The organism is Streptomyces sp. NPDC005955 (assembly GCF_042871255.1).
GTDB lineage: Bacteria > Actinomycetota > Actinomycetes > Streptomycetales > Streptomycetaceae > Streptomyces.
Genome location: NZ_JBIAIF010000010.1, coordinates 159453 through 177297, shown reverse-complemented (window position 1 = coordinate 177297; position 17845 = coordinate 159453). Strand labels below are relative to the sequence as shown.

14 protein-coding genes are annotated in these 17845 nt (G+C 71.7%); 8 read left to right on the top strand and 6 right to left on the bottom strand.

Annotation, left to right across the window (positions count from 1 at the left end):
• Positions 1-180 precede the first annotated feature (180 nt).
• Positions 181-1434 carry an FAD-dependent oxidoreductase gene (locus ACFYOU_RS23595; protein WP_391308227.1) on the top strand — a complete coding sequence of 418 codons (1254 nt, stop codon included), beginning with the start codon at positions 181-183 and terminating at the stop codon, positions 1432-1434.
• A 239-nt stretch (positions 1435-1673) separates the two neighbouring features.
• Positions 1674-3770: an MMPL family transporter gene (locus tag ACFYOU_RS23590; RefSeq protein WP_391308225.1), complete on the top strand. Its 2097-nt coding sequence runs from the start codon at positions 1674-1676 to the stop codon at positions 3768-3770.
• Positions 3771-3787: 17 nt separating this feature from the next.
• On the opposite strand, the gene ACFYOU_RS23585 is transcribed toward ACFYOU_RS23590, so the two are convergent.
• Positions 3788-5437 carry a protein kinase gene (locus ACFYOU_RS23585; RefSeq protein ID WP_391308224.1) on the bottom strand — a complete coding sequence of 550 codons (1650 nt, stop codon included), beginning with the start codon at positions 5435-5437 and terminating at the stop codon, positions 3788-3790.
• 324 nt (positions 5438-5761) lie between these two features.
• On the opposite strand from ACFYOU_RS23585, the gene ACFYOU_RS23580 reads away from it, so the two are divergent.
• On the top strand, positions 5762-7516 hold the full coding sequence (locus ACFYOU_RS23580; RefSeq protein WP_391308222.1) for a protein kinase: 1755 nt from the start codon (positions 5762-5764) through the stop codon (positions 7514-7516).
• Between the two features lie 167 nt (positions 7517-7683).
• Here the strand turns inward: ACFYOU_RS23580 and ACFYOU_RS23575 are convergent, their stop codons facing one another.
• Together ACFYOU_RS23575 and ACFYOU_RS23570 are read right to left on the bottom strand one after the other, a co-directional pair.
• Positions 7684-8121 (bottom strand): pyridoxamine 5'-phosphate oxidase family protein, encoded by a 438-nt coding sequence (locus tag ACFYOU_RS23575; protein WP_389764150.1) that lies wholly within the window; start codon positions 8119-8121, stop codon positions 7684-7686.
• Positions 8122-8274: 153 nt separating this feature from the next.
• Positions 8275-8946 (bottom strand): response regulator, encoded by a 672-nt coding sequence (locus tag ACFYOU_RS23570; protein WP_391308220.1) that lies wholly within the window; start codon positions 8944-8946, stop codon positions 8275-8277.
• A gap of 337 nt (positions 8947-9283) precedes the next feature.
• On the opposite strand from ACFYOU_RS23570, the gene pdhA reads away from it, so the two are divergent.
• Genes pdhA through ACFYOU_RS23555 form a run of 3 tightly spaced genes read left to right on the top strand, consistent with a single transcriptional unit; the run spans position 9284 to position 12983 of the window.
• Complete coding sequence (gene pdhA / locus ACFYOU_RS23565; RefSeq protein ID WP_385489115.1) at positions 9284-10453, top strand: pyruvate dehydrogenase (acetyl-transferring) E1 component subunit alpha; 1170 nt, start codon at positions 9284-9286, stop codon at positions 10451-10453.
• A 2-nt stretch (positions 10454-10455) separates the two neighbouring features.
• A complete protein-coding gene (locus tag ACFYOU_RS23560; RefSeq protein WP_391308218.1) occupies positions 10456-11436 on the top strand; it encodes a transketolase C-terminal domain-containing protein in 981 nt (326 codons plus the stop codon).
• Positions 11437-11447: 11 nt separating this feature from the next.
• On the top strand, positions 11448-12983 hold the full coding sequence (locus ACFYOU_RS23555) for a 2-oxo acid dehydrogenase subunit E2 (protein WP_391308216.1): 1536 nt from the start codon (positions 11448-11450) through the stop codon (positions 12981-12983).
• Between the two features lie 111 nt (positions 12984-13094).
• Here ACFYOU_RS23555 and ACFYOU_RS23550 read toward each other — a convergent pair whose 3' ends face one another.
• Positions 13095-13985 carry a D-alanyl-D-alanine carboxypeptidase family protein gene (locus tag ACFYOU_RS23550; protein ID WP_389763961.1) on the bottom strand — a complete coding sequence of 297 codons (891 nt, stop codon included), beginning with the start codon at positions 13983-13985 and terminating at the stop codon, positions 13095-13097.
• Between the two features lie 281 nt (positions 13986-14266).
• On the opposite strand from ACFYOU_RS23550, the gene ACFYOU_RS23545 reads away from it, so the two are divergent.
• Both ACFYOU_RS23545 and ACFYOU_RS23540 read left to right on the top strand, forming a co-directional pair.
• Positions 14267-14959: a GntR family transcriptional regulator gene (locus ACFYOU_RS23545; RefSeq protein ID WP_389763959.1), complete on the top strand. Its 693-nt coding sequence runs from the start codon at positions 14267-14269 to the stop codon at positions 14957-14959.
• Entirely contained in the window at positions 14956-16281 is a 1326-nt protein-coding gene (locus ACFYOU_RS23540; RefSeq protein WP_391308215.1) for an MFS transporter, read from the top strand. The genes ACFYOU_RS23545 and ACFYOU_RS23540 overlap by 4 nt, the downstream gene beginning before the upstream one ends.
• A gap of 18 nt (positions 16282-16299) precedes the next feature.
• Here ACFYOU_RS23540 and ACFYOU_RS23535 read toward each other — a convergent pair whose 3' ends face one another.
• A complete protein-coding gene (locus tag ACFYOU_RS23535; RefSeq protein WP_391308209.1) occupies positions 16300-16797 on the bottom strand; it encodes an N-acetyltransferase in 498 nt (165 codons plus the stop codon).
• Positions 16798-16905: 108 nt separating this feature from the next.
• Positions 16906-17730: a maleylpyruvate isomerase family mycothiol-dependent enzyme gene (locus ACFYOU_RS23530; RefSeq protein WP_391308207.1), complete on the bottom strand. Its 825-nt coding sequence runs from the start codon at positions 17728-17730 to the stop codon at positions 16906-16908.
• Positions 17731-17845: the final 115 nt, after the last annotated feature.

Below are 17845 nucleotides of genomic sequence, written 5' to 3'. Positions count from 1 at the left end.
CCTGAGCCACCTGGCACCGCCCCTGCGCCACCTGCCACCGGCACCGAGCGCCTTCGGAGGAACCTCGCCCTTCCGCATCCATGGACCGCCGCCCGCGGGAAGGAGCGGAGAGGACGAATCCATGACGAGGGCCGAGCCCGGACGTGACCGCGCAGCGGCTCGGAGGAAGAGCGGCGATCCATGGCTGCGACGAACGAAGCGCCCCCCGACGCGGTGGTGGTCGGCGCGGGGCTCGCCGGGCTGGCGTGCGCGGGGGACCTGCTGCGGGCCGGGCTGAGGGTCCGGGTGGTGGAGGCGTCGGACGGCGTGGGCGGTCGGATGCGGTCCGACCGGCACCGGGGATTCGTCATCGACCGCGGCTTCCAGGTGTTCAACACGTCCTACCCCCAGGTGAAACGGCGGCTGACCCTGCGCGCCCTGCAACTGCGGCCCTTCACCGCGGGGGTGTTGGTGCACACCGAGCGGGGCCGCCTCCGCTTCACCGATCCCACCCGTGCACCCCACCGGCTCGGGGACCTCCGCCCCGGGCGCCTCGGTTCCGCGCGGGACCTCCTGGCGCTGGGGATGCTCACGACACGGGACGCCCTCGGACCGGTCCAGCCGGTCAAGCGCGCCGAGGACCGCACCACCAGGACCGCGCTCTCGGCGGCGGGCTTCTCCGAGGAGTTCGTCGAGCGGTTCTTCCGGCCCTTCCTGTCGGGCGTGTTCCTGGAGGACGAGTTGGAGACCTCCAGCCGCTTCTTCCATCTGGTGTGGCGCAGCATGGTGCGGGGCACGCTCTGTCTTCCCGCCCGGGGCATCGGTGCCGTGCCCGCCCAGCTCGCGGCGGGGCTCCCGGCCGAGGTGCTGTCGTGGGACCGTCCGGTGGAGCGGCTCACCGACGACGGAGTGCTGCTCGCGTTGGGGCAGGAGATCACCGCGCCCGCCGTGGTGGTGGCGACCGGTCCCGGAGCGGCCGCCACGCTGCTCCCCGGGCTCGCGGTACCGGCCTCGCGCGTGGTCACGACCTACTACCACGCCACGGACGGCCGCTCTCCGTTGCGCGAGCCGACCCTGTTGATCGACTCCGGGCGCCGGTTCCTCAACACCTGCGTCCTGAGCGAGGTCCAGCCGGGGTACGCGCCCGCCGGCCGTCATCTGATCGCGACCTCCGCGCTCGGCACCGACGAGCCGGGGCGCGAAGCCCTCCTGAGGGCGGCACTGGCCGAGGTCTACGGCACCGCAACCGACGGCTGGGAGCTCTTGACCGTACGCACGGTCCCCGATGCGCTGCCCGCCATGCCGCCTCCGCAGCCGCTCGGCCGTACGGCGAGGGCGGGTCCGGGGCGTTACGTCTGCGGCGACCACCGGGCCACCGGCTCGGTGCAGGGTGCGCTGGCCTCGGGCGCCAGGGCGGCGCGGACCGTGCTCCGGGACCTCGCGTCCTCGACCTGACGCCTCACCCGCCCAGGACCGCCTGACCTCACCCGCCCGGGAGTGCCTGTTCCTCCTGAACTAGGGTGACGCCCGGTGCATCCGGAAAGACGGCACCGCGGGAATCCCGATCATCGGATGGTTCGACGCCATGCGGTGATGCAGACCGGCCGGGGACCCCTCGGCCCGGACGGATTCGGTTCTCTCTCCAGGACCCGGGCGGTCTTCGAGGCAAGTGAACGTGATCACTCGGAGCACGCATGTCCACCACACCGCGCAGGGCCCGTTGGCTGGTCCCCGTGGCCCTGCTCCTCGCCTGGCTCGCGATCGGCGGCGGGCTGGGCCCCTTCGCGGGGAAGCTGGGTGAGGTCGCCACCAACGACCAGGCCGCCTTCCTGCCGCGGAGTGCGGAGTCGACGCGGGTCATCACGGAGCAGCGGGACTTCCAGCAGCGGGAGACGGTGCCCGCCATCGTGGTGTGGACCGCCGACGACGGTGGTCGCTTCGACGGGGCGCAGCGCGCCGCGGCCACCCGGGCGTTGGCCTCCGTCGCCGGCGTGCCCGGTGTGCAGGGGCGGCCCTCCCCCGCACTGCCCTCGCGCGACGGTCGGGCGCTCCAGGGGATCGTGCAACTCGGCCCCGACCTCGGAGACGGGCTGGAGAGCACCCTCGACCGGGTGCGGAAGGCCGCCGGGGGCGTGCCCGGTGCCACGGTGGAGTTGGCGGGGCCGGCCGCTGCGCAGGCGGACCTGTCGGACGCCTTCGCCGGGATCGACGGGCTGTTGCTGGGGGTGGCCCTCGCGGCGGTGCTGGTGATCTTGTTGTTGGTGTACCGGAGCGTGCTGCTGCCGCTGGTCATCATCATCGGGTCGGTGTTCGCGCTGGGTCTGGCGTGCGCCGTGGTGTACTTCCTCGCCGATCGCGGGGTGGTGCGGGTGGACGGTCAGGTCCAGGGCATCCTGTCGATCCTGGTGATCGGTGCGGCGACGGACTACGCCCTGTTGTTGACCGCGCGCTACCGCGAGGAACTCGCCCGCACGACGGACCGGTTCCTTGCCGTGCGGGCCGCGCTGCGGCAGTCCACGGGGGCGATCGTCGCGAGTGCGGCCACGGTCGCGCTGGGGCTGTTGGCGTTGCTGCTGAGCGACCTCACCAACAACCGCGCGCTCGGACCCGTCGGCGCCATCGGGATCGTCTGTGCGGTGCTGAGCGCCCTGACCTTCCTCCCGGCGGTGCTGGTGCTGCTCGGTCGGGCCGCGTACTGGCCGGCCGCGCCCCCTTCGGCGGAGTCGGCCGCGAGCCCGTCGGGGATATGGCCCCGGGTGGCCGCCTTGGTCGACCGGGCGCCCCGCCGGGTGTGGTCCCTCTCGCTGGTGGGCCTGTTGGCCTGCGCGGCCTTCGCGCCCGCGCTCACGTCGAAGGGGGTGCCGCTGGACGAGATCTTCGTCAAGGACGCGCCGTCCGTCTCCGCGCAGCGCACGCTCGCCCGGCACTTCCCGGGCGGGTCGGGCAATCCGGCGGTCGTCATCGCCGCCGCGGACCGGGCCGAGCAGGTGGTGGCGGCGGCGGGCCGTACCCGAGGGGTGGCCTCCGTCGCGGCGGTGACGGAGTCGGGGCGCCCCGGCGGTGGTCCGCCGCTCGTCGTCGACGGTCGGGTGCGCATCGACGTCACCCTCCAGGACGCGGCGGACAGCGATGCGGCGAAGGACACGGTGGCCCGGCTGCGCACGTCGCTGCACGCCGTGCCCGACGCGGCGGCGCTCGTGGGCGGCTACACGGCTCAGCAGTACGACACCCAGGTCACCGCGGAACGGGACCGCACGGTCATCGTTCCCGTCGTCCTGGTCATCATCTTGATCATCCTGATGGGGCTGTTGCGCTCGTTGGTGATGCCGCTCCTGTTGGTGTCCACCGTGGCACTGAACTTCCTGGCCACCCTCGGTGTCTCGGCCCTGGTCTTCGAGCACGTCTGGGGATTCGCCGGGACCGACTCGTCCGTACCGCTCTACGGTTTCGTGTTCCTGGTGGCGCTCGGCGTGGACTACAACATCTTCCTGATGTCCCGGGTACGGGAGGAGTCCCTGCGCCACGGGGTGCGCGCGGGAGTTCTGCGGGGGCTCGTCGCGACCGGCGGAGTGATCACCTCCGCGGGGGTGGTGCTGGCGGCGACGTTCGCCGCGCTCGGGGTGATCCCGCTCGCCTTCCTCGTCCAGATCGCCTTCATCGTGGCCTTCGGGGTGCTGCTCGACACCTTGGTGGTGCGCTCGTTGCTCGTCCCCGCACTGGTGCGGGACATCGGCCCCGCGTCCTGGTGGCCGGGGGTGTTGAGCCGGCGCCCGGCCGGACGGGACTCCTGACGTACGGGTCCGGGACCCTACTGCGCGGGGTTGCCGGTGGAGACGTCGAGCTGGACGGTCGGCGGGTTGTCGGGGTCGAAGTCGGTGCCCGCCTGCGGGAACTGCTTCATCACGGCCCCGTCACCGTACGTGTTCTCGTTGACGTCGGTGGTGTCGAAGCGCCACCCGCCGGCCTGGAGGCACTTCTTCACCGAGTCGATGTGCTTCATCACGAAGTTCGGCATCTCGACCTTGCCCTCGTCGGTGTACGACGTCTCGGGCTCGCTGCACTCCGTGGCCTCGATGGCCTTCGTGGTGTCCGGACCGCGGTACCCCTCGGCGACCTTCGGCGCGGACGCGGCCGGGCTGGACCCGGCGTCCGGCTCGTCCTCGCCGTTGCCGCCGAAGGAGTTGATGATGCCGCCGAGGACGCCGAGGGCGAGGAAGACCCCCACCACGACCGCCACGGTGTTGCGCTTGCGCTTGCCGCCCGGCCCCCGGGAACCCTGCTGCGGCCCCACGGCGTACGGGGCCGGCGCCTGCTGCGTCACCCCGTACCCGACGGCCGGGCCCGGCGCCGGGGTCCCGTACCCCTGCTGCGGATAGCCGTACCCCGGTCCGGCGCGATGCGGCTGCGCCGGCTGCGCGGGGGACGGCGTGGGCGGACCGTAGGGACCCGGCTGGTACGGCGACTGCACGGGCCCCGGCGCGGGCGCCGCGGACCGGTCCACCGGCGGGAAGACGGCCGAGCCGACGCCCGCCCCGCTCGCGGTCGGCGCCCCCGGCACGATGCTGGGCGCGACCTGCTGGAGCGACTGGGCGACCCGCAGGCACTCGTCGCGCATCGCCTCGGCGCTGGGGAAGCGCTCGTTCGGGTTCTTCCGCAGGGCCCGCGCCACCAGCGCGTCCACCGCCGGGGGCACCGACCGGTTGATGCTCGACGGGGCGACCGCGTTCTCCTGGACGTGCGCGTACGCGATGGCCAGCGCCGAATCTGCCTCGAACGGCAGCCGCCCGGTGACCAACTGGAACAGCATGATGCCGACGGAGTACAGGTCGGAGCGCGCGTCGACGCCGCGGCCGAGGGCCTGTTCCGGCGAGAGGTACTGCGGGGTGCCCACGACCATGCCGGTCTGCGTCATCGACGTGACCCCGGACTGCATGGCCCGGGCGATGCCGAAGTCCATGACCTTGGTGACGCCGCGCTTGGTCATCATGACGTTGCCGGGCTTGATGTCCCGGTGGACCAGCCCCATTTCGTGGCTGATCTCCAGCGCCGCCAGCACATCGGCGGTGATCTTCAGCGCGTCGTCCGTGGACATCGCGCCGAACTGCTTGACGTCCGCCTCCAACAACGAACCGAGCGGCCGGCCCTCGACGTACTCCATGACGATGTACGGGGTGGTGCTGCCGTTCAGCTCGTCCTCACCGGTGTCGTAGACCGACACGATGTTGGTGTGGGTGAGCTTGGCCACGGACTGCGCCTCGCGCCGGAACCGCTCCCGGAACGCGGGCTCGCGCCCGAGCTCGGTGTGCAGGGTCTTGACCGCGACCTGACGGTCGAGCACCGAGTCGTAGGCCAGGTGGACGGAGGCCATGCCGCCCTCGCCGAGCAGGTCCCGCAGCTGGTAGCGTCCACCGCCGACCGAACGCCCTGCGTAGTGACCCTGCGCGCGGTCCTGGCTCATGGTCTGCGTCCCCCATCGGCGCGGTCGCTGACTGTCGCCCGGCTCCCGCGTTCGGTGATCGATCGTGCTATTCCGGCCAAGTCTGCCGGAGGTCACTGACACGTCAAGTTCGGTGCCCGTTCCGTGACCGTACGCGAATGAAGCGTCGCGGAAGCGTTACCGCCCCTGTGGGCACCCGGACACAGGATTTGCCCCGAACGCGACGGTACGGGTTTGATGGCCGGTCCATCTCGGACCGTGGGGGTCGTCGAAGGCTGTAGCGTTGGCAGGCGGAGACCGTAACAACCACCGCACGTACGCGGGCAGAAACGACGGCGAGGACTGATGGCACAGACGCAGCGCGCCCAGGGCCCGTCCGACCCCGAGGCATCTGGCGGCGGCATGGGTGACGCGCCGGAGAACTGGGGCAACGGCGGACTGGTCGGGGACGGCCGGTACCGGCTCACCCACCGGCTGGGCCGGGGCGGTATGGCCGAGGTGTTCGCGGCCGAGGACGTCCGACTGGGCAGGACCGTCGCCGTGAAGCTGCTGCGCGCGGACCTCGCCGAGGACCCGGTGTCCAAGGCCCGGTTCACCCGCGAGGCACAGTCGGTCGCCGGGCTCAACCACCACTCGGTCGTCGCCGTGTACGACTCGGGCGAGGACCAGGTCGGCCACCAGACGGTGCCGTACATCGTCATGGAGATCGTCGAAGGCCGCACGATCCGCGACCTGTTGATCAACGCCGAGGCCCCCGGGCCCGAGCAGGCACTGATCATCGTCTCGGGCGTGCTGGAAGCCCTCGCCTACTCGCACCAGCACGGCATCGTGCACCGTGACATCAAGCCCGCCAACGTCATCATCACCCACAACGGTGCCGTCAAGGTGATGGACTTCGGCATCGCGCGCGCCCTGCACGGCGCGCAGTCGACCATGACCCAGACCGGCATGGTCATGGGCACCCCGCAGTACCTGTCCCCCGAGCAGGCCCTCGGCAAGGCCGTCGACCACCGCTCCGACCTGTACGCGACGGGCTGTCTGCTCTACGAACTCCTCGCGCTGCGCCCGCCGTTCACCGGCGAGACCCCGCTGTCCGTGGTCTACCAGCACGTCCAGGACATCCCGGTGCCCCCGTCGGAGGTCTCCGACGGAGTCCCCCCGGAGCTGGACGGCCTGGTCATGCGGGCCCTCGCCAAGGACCCCGACGACCGCTTCCAGACCGCCGAGGAGATGCGTGGCCTGATCCAGTACGGCATCCAGATGCTGTACGAGCAGGGCAGCCACACCGGCACCTGGAACACCGGGCCGGTCACCGGTCACGACGCCGCCCACACGCCCGCGATGGGCATGGCCGGGACCACCGCCCTGCCGCACCCCGAATCCGGCACCACGCAGATCCCGCAGCCCATGCTGCGCCCGCCCGGTGACGACGGGGGCTACGGCGGTTACGGCAGCTACGACCAGGGCTACGACCACGACGGCAACGGGGGCGGGCGCAAGAACAAGCTGTGGCTGCTGGCCGTGCTCGCCGTGGTCGCCGTGGTCGTGGGCGTCGCCCTGGCCGTGCGGGGCATGGGCAACGACACTGGCGACGGACAGAAGACGGAGAACAAGCCCTCGACGTCCCAGTCGCAGAAGACGGACAAGCCGAGCAAGAAGCCGGAGACGGAGAGCTCGCCCACCCAGTCCAACAACTGGGGCAACGGCACCAGCAGCGGCAGTGGCAGCAGCAGCGGCAACGGCACCTACAACCCGCCGCGGCAGCAGCAGCCGGGCGGCACCGGCGGCAAGCAGTCGTTCTCGCAGCGGCCCACCGGCCAGGCTTCGCAGCCGGCCACCCAGCCGCCGGCCACCACCAGCCAGCAGCCCACCGGCGGGCAGTCGCAGGGCAACGGCGGCCAGCCCACGGGCGGCAACACCGCTCCGGTGACCGGTGGCAACGAGGGCGGTGCCGACAACGGGGGCGCTGCCAATGGGGGCGGCGACGCCGCGAACGGTGGCGGCGACGCGGCGGGCGGCTCCGGTGACGCCGCGGGTGGCGGGGCGGGGGCCGGGGGCGGCGCGGCGGATGGTGGCGGGGGTGACCCCCCGCAGCAGTAGCTTCTCCCCCCTGGCGGGGGCGGCTGCTGTCGTCGGTCGGCTGCGGGTCCGCGGGGGTTGCTCGCGCAGTTCCCCGCGCCCCTGACGGGGCCCGACCGGGGTGCCCCCTTGGGGGCGCGGGGAACTGCGCGGGCGGCCACGACGGACCCGCAGCAGACGGACGAGCGTCAGACGGCCGGGCCCGCAGGGTCGGACTCGTGCAGCGTGACGAACTGCGGCTCGATCCGGAGGTACACCGGATCGTAGGGCTCGCCGTCCACCCCGCGCGGGGCGGGCCCGAACAGCAGCAGCTCCGCGGGACCGGGCAGCACCGCCTCGCACAGCCCGACCAACTGGACCGACCACTCGGCCGCCCCCGGCTCACACGTGCCGAGGTTGTCCGCCCCGTAGGCGACCACGCTGCCGATGCACGCCCGGTGGTAGCCGTACCCGCGGTGCATGCGCAGCAGCAGCCGGCCGTCGACCAGGATGTGCCGGGCCGCCGCGAGGAACGGGAGCGCCCGCATGCTCGTGGCCACCCGACCGTGATCGGTACCGGCGAGCAGGGCGAAGGCGCGCTGCTCGGCGCAGGTGCGGCCCGGGGGCGCGGACGGCGACGGGGACATGGGCATAGGGCTCAATGTCGACCATCCGTGCCGCGGACGCCAGGGAAACCCGCCCCTGCTGCTCGGGACCAAGGTCCCGAATGCCGTCGAAGGAGGCCGTACGGGGACGAGGTGCTCCGAACGGTCGCGTGGGCGTTCACTCGATGGGGTGGATCAGCCCTTGCGGGCGTCCAGCCGGGCCACGTAGGCGGCTGCCTGGGACCGGCGCTCCATGCCCAGCTTGGACAGCAGGCTGGAGACGTAGTTCTTGATGGTCTTCTCGGCGAGGTGCAGGCGCTCGCCGATGACCCGGTTGGTGAGCCCCTCGCCGATCAGGTCGAGGATGCGGCGCTCCTGGTCGGTCAGCGAGGCGAGCTTCTCGTCCCCGTCCCGGCCCGAGCCCTTGCGGCCCCCGTCCCGTAGCCGCTCCAGCACCCGGGCGGTGGCGACGGGGTCCAGCAGGGACTTCCCGGCGGCCACGTCCCGCACCGCCGCCAGCAGCTCGTTGCCCCGGATCGCCTTCAGGACGTACCCGGAGGCGCCGGCCATGATCGCGTCGAAGAGGGCCTCGTCGTCCGCGAAGGACGTCAGCATCAGGCACTTGACCGACTCGTCCCGGGAGCGGATCTCCCGACAGACCTCGACGCCGCTGCCGTCGGGCAACCGGACGTCGAGCACCGCCACGTCCGGGCGGACCGCGGGGATGCGCGCCAGGGCCTCGGCCGCCGTACCCGCCTCCCCGACGACCTCGATGTCGTCCTCGACGGTCAGCATCTCGTGGACGCCCCGCCGGACCACCTCGTGATCGTCAAGAAGGAACACCGTTATCTTTCCCTCTTCTCGCACGCTGCCAGTCTCACACACGATCTCTTCCCCCGCCGTGGGCCCCCGGGTTACGGTTCGCCTGTTCCGGCCCCCCTGTCCACCCGACGCGGCGCCCTGACCAGCGAGAGTTCCCGACCGGCGCGATTTACTTGGAAATCCAAGGAAAATTGCAGGTCAGAAGGGTTTCGCGGCGAGGCGCGACACTGGGTAACGTGCTAGGTGCAGGGCACCCGCCGGGGCACCTGTCACGCCTTTTCCCGGCGGAGCGCACCCACCCCGTGCGCGGTTGCTCGGGGACGGGCGACCGCACTGGCCCTCCCGGCGAACCCGGGTGGCCGGACCGACGGAGGAGCAGTACGTGACCGCGGACAGCACTGTCAGCACTGTCGCACGGGGGCCGCGCAAGCGCGCCGCCGCCAAGAGGACGTCGGGCGCGCAGCCCGACCTGGTTCAGCTTCTGACCCCCGAGGGCAAGCGGGTCAAGCCCACCAAGGCGGTCGCCGAGTACGCCGCGTACGTCGAGGACGTCACCCCCGAGGACCTGCGCGGGCTGTACCGCGACATGGTCCTGACCCGCCGTTTCGACGCCGAGGCCACCTCCCTCCAGCGGCAGGGCGAGCTGGGCCTGTGGGCCTCGCTGCTCGGTCAGGAGGCCGCACAGATCGGCTCCGGCCGGGCCACCCGACCCGACGACTACGTCTTCCCCACGTACCGCGAACACGGCGTCGCCTGGACCCGCGGGGTGGACCCGACGCTGCTGCTGGGCATGTTCCGGGGCGTCAACAACGGCGGCTGGGACCCCACCACCAACAACTTCCACCTGTACACGATCGTCATCGGCTCGCAGACGCTGCACGCCACCGGCTACGCCATGGGCATCGCCAAGGACGGTGCGGACTCGGCGGTGATCGCGTACTTCGGTGACGGCGCCTCCAGCCAGGGCGACGTGGCCGAGGCGTTCACGTTCGCCGCGGTGTCCAACGCGCCCGTCGTGTTCTTCTGCCAGAACAACCAGTGGGCGATCTCCGAGCCCACCGAGCGCCAGACCCGGGTGCCGCTGTACCAGCGGGCCCAGGGCTACGGCTTCCCCGGCGTGCGGGTCGACGGGAACGACGTCCTCGCCTGCCTCGCCGTCACCCGCTGGGCGTTGGACCGGGCCCGCCGCGGCGAGGGGCCGACCCTGGTCGAGGCGTTCACCTACCGGATGGGCGCGCACACCACCTCCGACGACCCCACCCGCTACCGCCACGACGACGAGCGGGTGGCCTGGGAAGCGAAGGACCCGATCGCCCGCCTGCGCACCCATCTGGAGGCGCAAACCCACACGAACGAGTCGTTCTTCGCGGAACTGGAAGCGGAGAGCGAGGCGTTGGGCAAGCGGGTGCGCGAGGTGGTGCGGGCGATGCCCGACCCGGACCCGCTGACCATCTTCGAGAACGCGTACGCGGACGGGCACGCGCTCGTCGACGAGGAGCGGGCGCAGTTCGCCGCCTACCAGGCGTCGTTCGCGGACGGGGAGGACAAGTAGCCATGGCCGTACAGAAGCTGCCGATCGCCAAGGCGATCAACGAGTCCCTGCGCCGGGCGCTCGACGAGGACCCGAAGGTCCTGGTCATGGGCGAGGACGTCGGCAAGCTCGGCGGGGTCTTCCGGGTCACCGACGGTCTCCAGAAGGACTTCGGCGAGGAACGGGTGATCGACACCCCGCTGGCCGAGTCCGGCATCGTCGGCACCGCGATCGGCCTGGCCCTGCGCGGGTACCGCCCGGTGGTGGAGATCCAGTTCGACGGGTTCGTCTTCCCCGCCTACGACCAGATCGTCACCCAGCTCGCCAAGATGCACGCCCGGGCCCTCGGCAAGATCAAACTTCCCGTCGTGATCCGCATCCCCTACGGCGGCGGGATCGGCGCGGTCGAGCACCACTCGGAGTCCCCGGAGGCCCTGTTCGCGCACGTGGCGGGGCTGAAGGTGGTCTCCCCCTCGAACTCCTCCGATGCGTACTGGATGCTCCAGCAGGCCATCCAGAGCGATGACCCGGTGATCTTCTTCGAGCCCAAGCGGCGCTACTGGGACAAGGGCGAGGTCGACCCCGAGGCCATTCCCGGCCCCCTGCACCGCGCGACCGTCGCCCGGCCGGGCACCGACCTCACGCTCGCCGCGTACGGCCCGATGGTGAAGGTCTGTCTGGAGGCCGCGGCCGCCGCCGAGGAGGAGGGGCGCTCCCTGGAGGTCCTCGACCTGCGCTCCCTCTCACCGATCGACTTCGACACGGTGCAGCAGTCGGTGGAGAAGACCCGACGACTGGTCGTGGTGCACGAGGCACCGGTGTTCCTCGGCACGGGAGCGGAGATCGCCGCGCGGATCACCGAGCGGTCCTTCTACTACCTGGAGGCACCCGTCCTGCGGGTCGGCGGCTACTACGTGCCGTACCCCCCGGCGCGGTTGGAGGAGGAGTACCTACCGGGTCTCGACCGGGTGCTCGACGCCGTTGACCGTTCGCTGGCGTACTGAGGGAGGAGGACGTGACGACCATGACGCAGGTGTCCGTACGCGAATTCAGGATGCCCGATGTGGGCGAGGGCCTCACCGAGGCGGAGATCCTCACCTGGTACGTGAAGGTCGGTGACACCGTCACCGACGGCCAGGTGGTGTGCGAGGTGGAGACCGCCAAGGCGGCGGTCGAGCTGCCGATCCCCTACGACGGGGTGGTGGCGGAGCTGCGCCATCCGGCGGGGACCACCGTGGACGTGGGCGAGGTGATCATCACCGTGGACGTGGGCGGCGGCACCGCTCCCGCCCCTGCTCCCACCCCCGCCCCCGCTTCGGCCCCGGTCGAAGCGGACGCACCTGCTCCGGCGACCGCTGGGGCGTCCGAGACCGCCGAGACAACTGGGGGCGCTGGGGCCGAGGAGCCCCGGGGCCGTCAGCCGGTGCTCGTGGGGTACGGGGTGGCGGAGAGCTCCACCCGGCGCCGGCCCCGCAAGGGCGAGCCCGCCCCGGTGGCCGAACCGCCGGCCGCGCCCGCACCCGCACCCGCCGCGAGCGCCACCGCGCCCGCCGCGCCGCCCGCCGAACCGGCCGCGCCCGCGGCGAACGGGGCCAGGCCGCTCGCCAAGCCGCCGGTCCGCAAGCTGGCCAAGGACCTCGGGGTGGACCTGGCGGGCGTCACGCCCACCGGCCCGGGCGGGATCGTCACCCGGGAGGACGTCCACGCGGCGGCCACCCCCGAGCCCCGTCCCGCGGCGACCCCGGCGGTCCCGGCAGCCACCACCACCGCCCCGGAGACGGCCGCCCCGGAGACCACCGCCCCGGAGACCACCGCCCCGGAGACCGCCGCCCCGGTCACCGGGCGCGAGACGCGCATCCCGGTCAAGGGCGTCCGCAAGGCGACCGCGCAGGCCATGGTCGCCTCGGCGTTCACCGCCCCGCACGTCACCGAGTTCGTGACGGTGGACGTGACGCGCACCATGAAGCTCGTGGACGAGCTGAAGCGGGACGCCGACCGCTACGGACTCACGGGGCTGCGGATCAACCCGCTGCTGCTGGTCGCCCGGGCGCTGCTCGTCGCGATCAAGCGCAACCCCGAGGTCAACGCGGCCTGGGACGAGGCCAACCAGGAGATCGTGCGCAAGCACTACGTGAACCTGGGCATCGCCGCCGCGACCCCGCGCGGCCTGCTCGTCCCCAACATCAGGGACGCGCACGCCAAGACGCTGCCCGAACTCGCCGCGGCCCTGGCGGACCTGGTGTCCACCGCCCGGGAGGGCAAGACCTCGCCCGCGGCGATGCAGGACGGCACCGTGACCCTCACCAACGTCGGGGTCTTCGGCGTGGACACGGGTACCCCGATCCTGAATCCGGGGGAGTCCGCGATCCTCGCCATGGGGGCGATCAAGCTCCGGCCGTGGGTCCACAAGGGCAAGGTGAAGCCGCGTCAGGTCACCACGCTCGCCCTCTCCTTCGACCACCGCCTGGTCGACGGGGAGCTCGGCTCCAAGGTCCTGGCCGACGTGGCCGCGGTCCTGGAGGACCCCAAGCGCCTCATCGTCTGGTCCTGACCGCGGGTCGGCGCGGCACGAGCGCACACGACGAAGGCCCGTCCGCCACCGGAACGAACCGGTGGTGGACGGGCCCGTCTAGGTCCGTCGTGGGATGCCCGTAAGACCACGTCAGCGTCGGAAGCCGTAGTCCATCAACTTCTTCGCGTCCTTGAGCCGGTTGACGTCCGAGGAGGACGTCAGGATCGTCCCGATCACGGTCTTGCCGTTCCGGGTCGCGGCGAAGACCAGGCAGTACTTGGCCTCCGGGCCGGAACCGGTCTTGACCCCGATGGCTCCGGAGTAGGTGCCGAGCAGCTTGTTGCTGTTGGTCCACGGCATGTTCCGGTAACCGCCGTTGCGGGTGGTGACCCGCTGCTTCGTGGACTTGGTCTTCACGATCGTGCGGAAGGTCGAGTTCTTCATCACGTTGCTCGCGAGCTTCGTCAGGTCGCGCGGCGTCGAGTAGTTGTTGCCGTTGCCGATGCCGTCGAACGAGTCGAACTTGGTGTTCCGCATCCCGAGGCTGCGCGCGGTGGAGTTCATCTTGCCGATGAACGACTTCACGCGCGCGGCCCGGGTGGAGCCCTTGCCGAACTTGTCCGCCAGCGCGTACGCGGCGTCACAACCGGACGGCAGCATCAGCCCGTAGAGCAACTGACGGACCGTCACCTTGTCGCCGACGATCAACCGTGCGGAGGACGCGGTGCGGGACACGATGTAGTCGCTGTACGCCTTCTGGATCGTCACCTTGGAGTTCAGGTTCAGATTGCGCTGCGACAGCACCACCTTGGCGGTCATGATCTTGGTGGTGGACCCGGTGTTGCGCCTGGTGTCCGCGGTCTTGTTGAAAAGGGTGCGGCCCGTGCGGTCGTCCATCACGAAGCCGCCCTTCGCCGTGACGGACGGGACCGGTGCGGCCTGGGCCTGCGTGGCGGTCACCCCGCCCGTCAGCAGTGCCCCCGCGGTGAGCGTCGCGGTGACGGCCGAGGCACGACGAATGCCCTTGATGCATGTATTCAAGTCGAATGCTCCAAATACCCCTGGAAATCCCCTGCGTGAGTAGCGGCGCAAAAACGCCACACTGGGTCAAGACTCTTGTGTGGCGCGCAAGGATGCAGGAAAAAGGCAAATAATCCCCCGTGTCCCACGAAAAATCTTCTGGAAGTCTCTTTGTCGTCAAATGACCGAATGTTTCTCCCTGTGGTCGGAGAGGGGTGAGGGGGTCGGTCGACCGACACCCGCCCTCGTCCGCATCCCGGACGCCCCTCCCCCTGTGTACGTGTTGTATCTAACCTGTGCACATGCCTGCCTCCGCCGCGCCGCCCGTGACCACCACGACGACGGGCGGCGCCCCCGTCAAAAGGCCGCCCGCCGCCGACCGCGTCTACCAACACGTCAAGCAGGGCGTCCTGGACCGCCGCTACGAGGGCGGGACCCTGCTCACCGAGGGCGAGTTGGCCGAGGCGGTCGGCGTCTCGCGCACGCCCGTGCGGGAGGCCCTGCTGCGGCTGGAGGTCGAAGGACTGATCAGGCTCTACCCGAAGAAGGGAGCCCTGGTGCGGCCCGTCTCCGCGCAGGAGATCGCCGATGTCGTCGAAACCCGGCTCCTCGTGGAGGAGCACGCCGTCCGCAAGGCCGTCCCCGCGCCGCCCGCCCTGCTCGCCCGGCTCGCCGAACTCCTGGCGGAGCAGCAGGTGCACGCGGCGGCCGGCCGCTACGCCGAAGCGGCCGTCACCGACCGCCACTTCCACGTCGAGATCGTCCGCAGCGCGGGCAACGAGATCCTGTCCCGCCTCTACGAACAGCTCCGTGACCGTCAGCTGCGCATGGGCGTCGCCATGATGCACGCCCACCCCGACCGGATCGCCAGGGCCCTCGCCGAGCACGAGGAGATCCTCGACGCGCTCGCCGCCGGGGACGCCGAGCGGGCCGCGGACGTCGTGCACCGGCACATCGGCCGGGTCGCCGACCTCGCCCGGGGAGAGGTCCGGTGAGCGGCGGTTCGGCCGCTGCGGCCGGGGACCCGCCCGGTGGTTGTCGGGCCGTCTCCATCTGGTCGATCGGCGTGTCCGTCTACTTCGTCGCCGTCATCTTCCGCACGTCGCTGGGGGTCGCGGGCCTCGACGCCACCGAACGCTTCGGGATCAGTGCCTCCGCGCTGTCCGCGTTCTCGATCCTCCAACTCCTCGTCTACGCGGGCATGCAGATACCCGTCGGGCTGCTCGTCGACCGGTTCGGCACCCAGCGGGTGCTGATACTCGGGGCCGTCCTGTTCACGGCGGGGCAACTGGGCTTCGCGCTCGCCCCCTCCTACGGGACGGCCCTCGCCGCCCGCGCGCTGCTCGGCTGCGGCGACGCGATGACGTTCATCAGCGTGCTGCGGCTCGGCGCCCACTGGTTCCCGGCCCGGCGCGCACCGCTCATGGCCCAGCTCGCCGGGTTCGCCGGGATGGCGGGCAACCTGGTGTCCACGCTGCTGGTCGCACGGCTGCTGCACGGCGTCGGCTGGACCGCTGCGTTCGCGGGCAGCTCGCTGGCCGGGGTGGTCGTCCTCGTCCTGTTGCTGTTCCTGAAGGACCAGCCGGCCCGACCCCGTACCGTCTCCGCCGCGGGCCCCGGGGACGGAGCCACGCCGCCCGACCGCACACCGGTGTCCGTCCGGCGCCAACTGGGCGCGGCCTGGCGCGAGCCCGGTACCCGGCTCGGTCTGTGGGTGCACTTCACCGGACAGTTCCCGGCGATGGTGTTCCTGCTGCTGTGGGGGCTGCCGTTCCTGGTGCGGGCGCAGGGACTCGCCCCGGACACGGCCGGCGACCTGCTCACCCTGGTGGTGGTGTCCAACATGGCGGTGGGCCTCGTCTACGGGCAGGTCATCGCCCGGCACCACGCGGCCCGGCTGCCCCTGGTGCTCGGCACGGTCGGCCTCACCTGCGCGATGTGGGCGCTGACCCTGGCCTGGCCCGGCGGTCGGGCACCCTTCGCGCTGCTGGTCACCCTGTGCGTGGTGCTCGGGGCCTGCGGCCCGGCCTCGCTGATCGGCTTCGACTTCGCCCGCCCCGCGAATCCGCCCGAACGACAGGGCACGGCCTCCGGGATCGTCAACATGGGCGGCTTCGTGTCGTCGATGGCCACGCTGTTCGCGGTGGGCGTGCTGCTGGACCTGACCGGCGGGGAGTACCGGATCGCGTTCTCGGCGGTGTTCGTGGTGCAGGCCCTGGGGGTCGCGCAGATCGCCCGGTTGCGCCGTCGGACGGCCCGCCGGGAACGCGAACGGCTGGTCGCCAGCCGGATCACCACCGTGCACGTCCCGGCGTAGCCGCACCCCGCGGTCGGTTCAGGGCACGCGCGGCAGCGCCAGCCAGTCCTGCCAGCTGAGGTCACGGCCCGGGTAGCGGGGCTGTCGGAAGGGCCAGTCGGCGTCGATCCACTGCGGCACCAGCGCGTCGAGCGCCCGCTCCGCCCCGCTGCCGACGAGCTCGTCCACCACCCACCAGGCGACGTCCACGTCGGAGCCGGTGCGCTCGGGCGGATCGATGTAGACGCAGCCGAGGAGCGCGGTCTCCGCGGCGTCCCACAGCGCGTAGTTGAACGACTGGTGCGCGGCGATCTCCTGCTCGTGCCGCAGCAGGTCGATGCGGTCCTCCTCGTAGGTCATCGACTCCTTCGGCCAGGACCAGGCCGGGCCGAAGACCTCCCACAGGCGCGCCCGGGAGCCCATCACGGCGGGGTAGTCGAGGGGCGTGTCCGCCTCCCGGATCGGCCGCAGGTGCAGCGAGGTGTCGGGCACGGGCACGTGGACGGGGTGGACGAAGTCTTCGGGGAGCCAGCTCACGGGGCCGAGGGTACAACCGCTCGACGCGGGAACGCCCAGGTCACGGGCGGGAATCCGGTCGGTCGGGGGCGCACCCGGGCCCGTACCGCACCCGGGCCCGTGCGTCCGTCAGGGAGTGATCGCGAAGTTGCGCAGGATGGCCGCCGCGAACTCCTGGTCGCCCTCGGTCTTGATCCGGTCGCGGGCGGACTCCGGGGTGATCCGACCGCAGGCGAGCCGGCCGTACGTCTCCCAGTCGGTGCTCAACGTCACCAGCGGGCCCAGCGAGGGCGCGCCGTCCACGGAACCCCGGCCCTCCGCGTCGACCCGGACCGTCCGCAGGAACTCGACCGGGCCGTGCACGTCGACGACGACCGCGGTACCGGGCGGGGCGCCGGCGTCCCGGGCGACGACCTTCGGCAGCGCCTCCAGCATCACGTCCCGGGCGAGCTGTGCGCCCGGCGAGTCCAGGTTGCCCGGCTGGTTGAGGGCGACCCGGAGGTCCTGCTCGTGGACCCAGATGTCGAACGCGCGCCTGCGCATCGCGAACTCCAGGGTCTCCTCGGCGCCCAGCAGGCCCCGGATCTTCGCGTCCGGCTGCCGGTTCTCGTTGCGGATCTGCCGGTTGCGCCGGATGACGGTGTACTCCAGCTCCGACGTCATCTCCGGGCCCGTGTGGTGGCGTCGGACGTCGACCTGCATCTCCATGTACCGCTGGTGCTCGGTCTGTACGTGGTACAGGTCGCGGGGCAGGGTGTGGATGGGACGGGGGTCGCCGAGCATCTCGCAGTCCAGCCCGATGACATGGGAGACGATGTCCCGCACCGACCAGCCGGGGCAGGGGGTCGCTCTGTTCCACTCCCCTTCCACGAGCGGCTGCACCAACTCCGCGATCGCTTCCACGGAGTGCGTCCAGGCGTCGGCGTAGTTCTGAAGGCTGGGATGGAGACTCACGAGACCCCTCGGGCGGTTGGTGCGTGCGGCGGGCTGCTGTGGCGGGACGGGCGGTGCTTCCGGTGGTGCGGCTGTACGGCATGTACAGGCTGTACGGGGTGGTACGGGCTCGGGC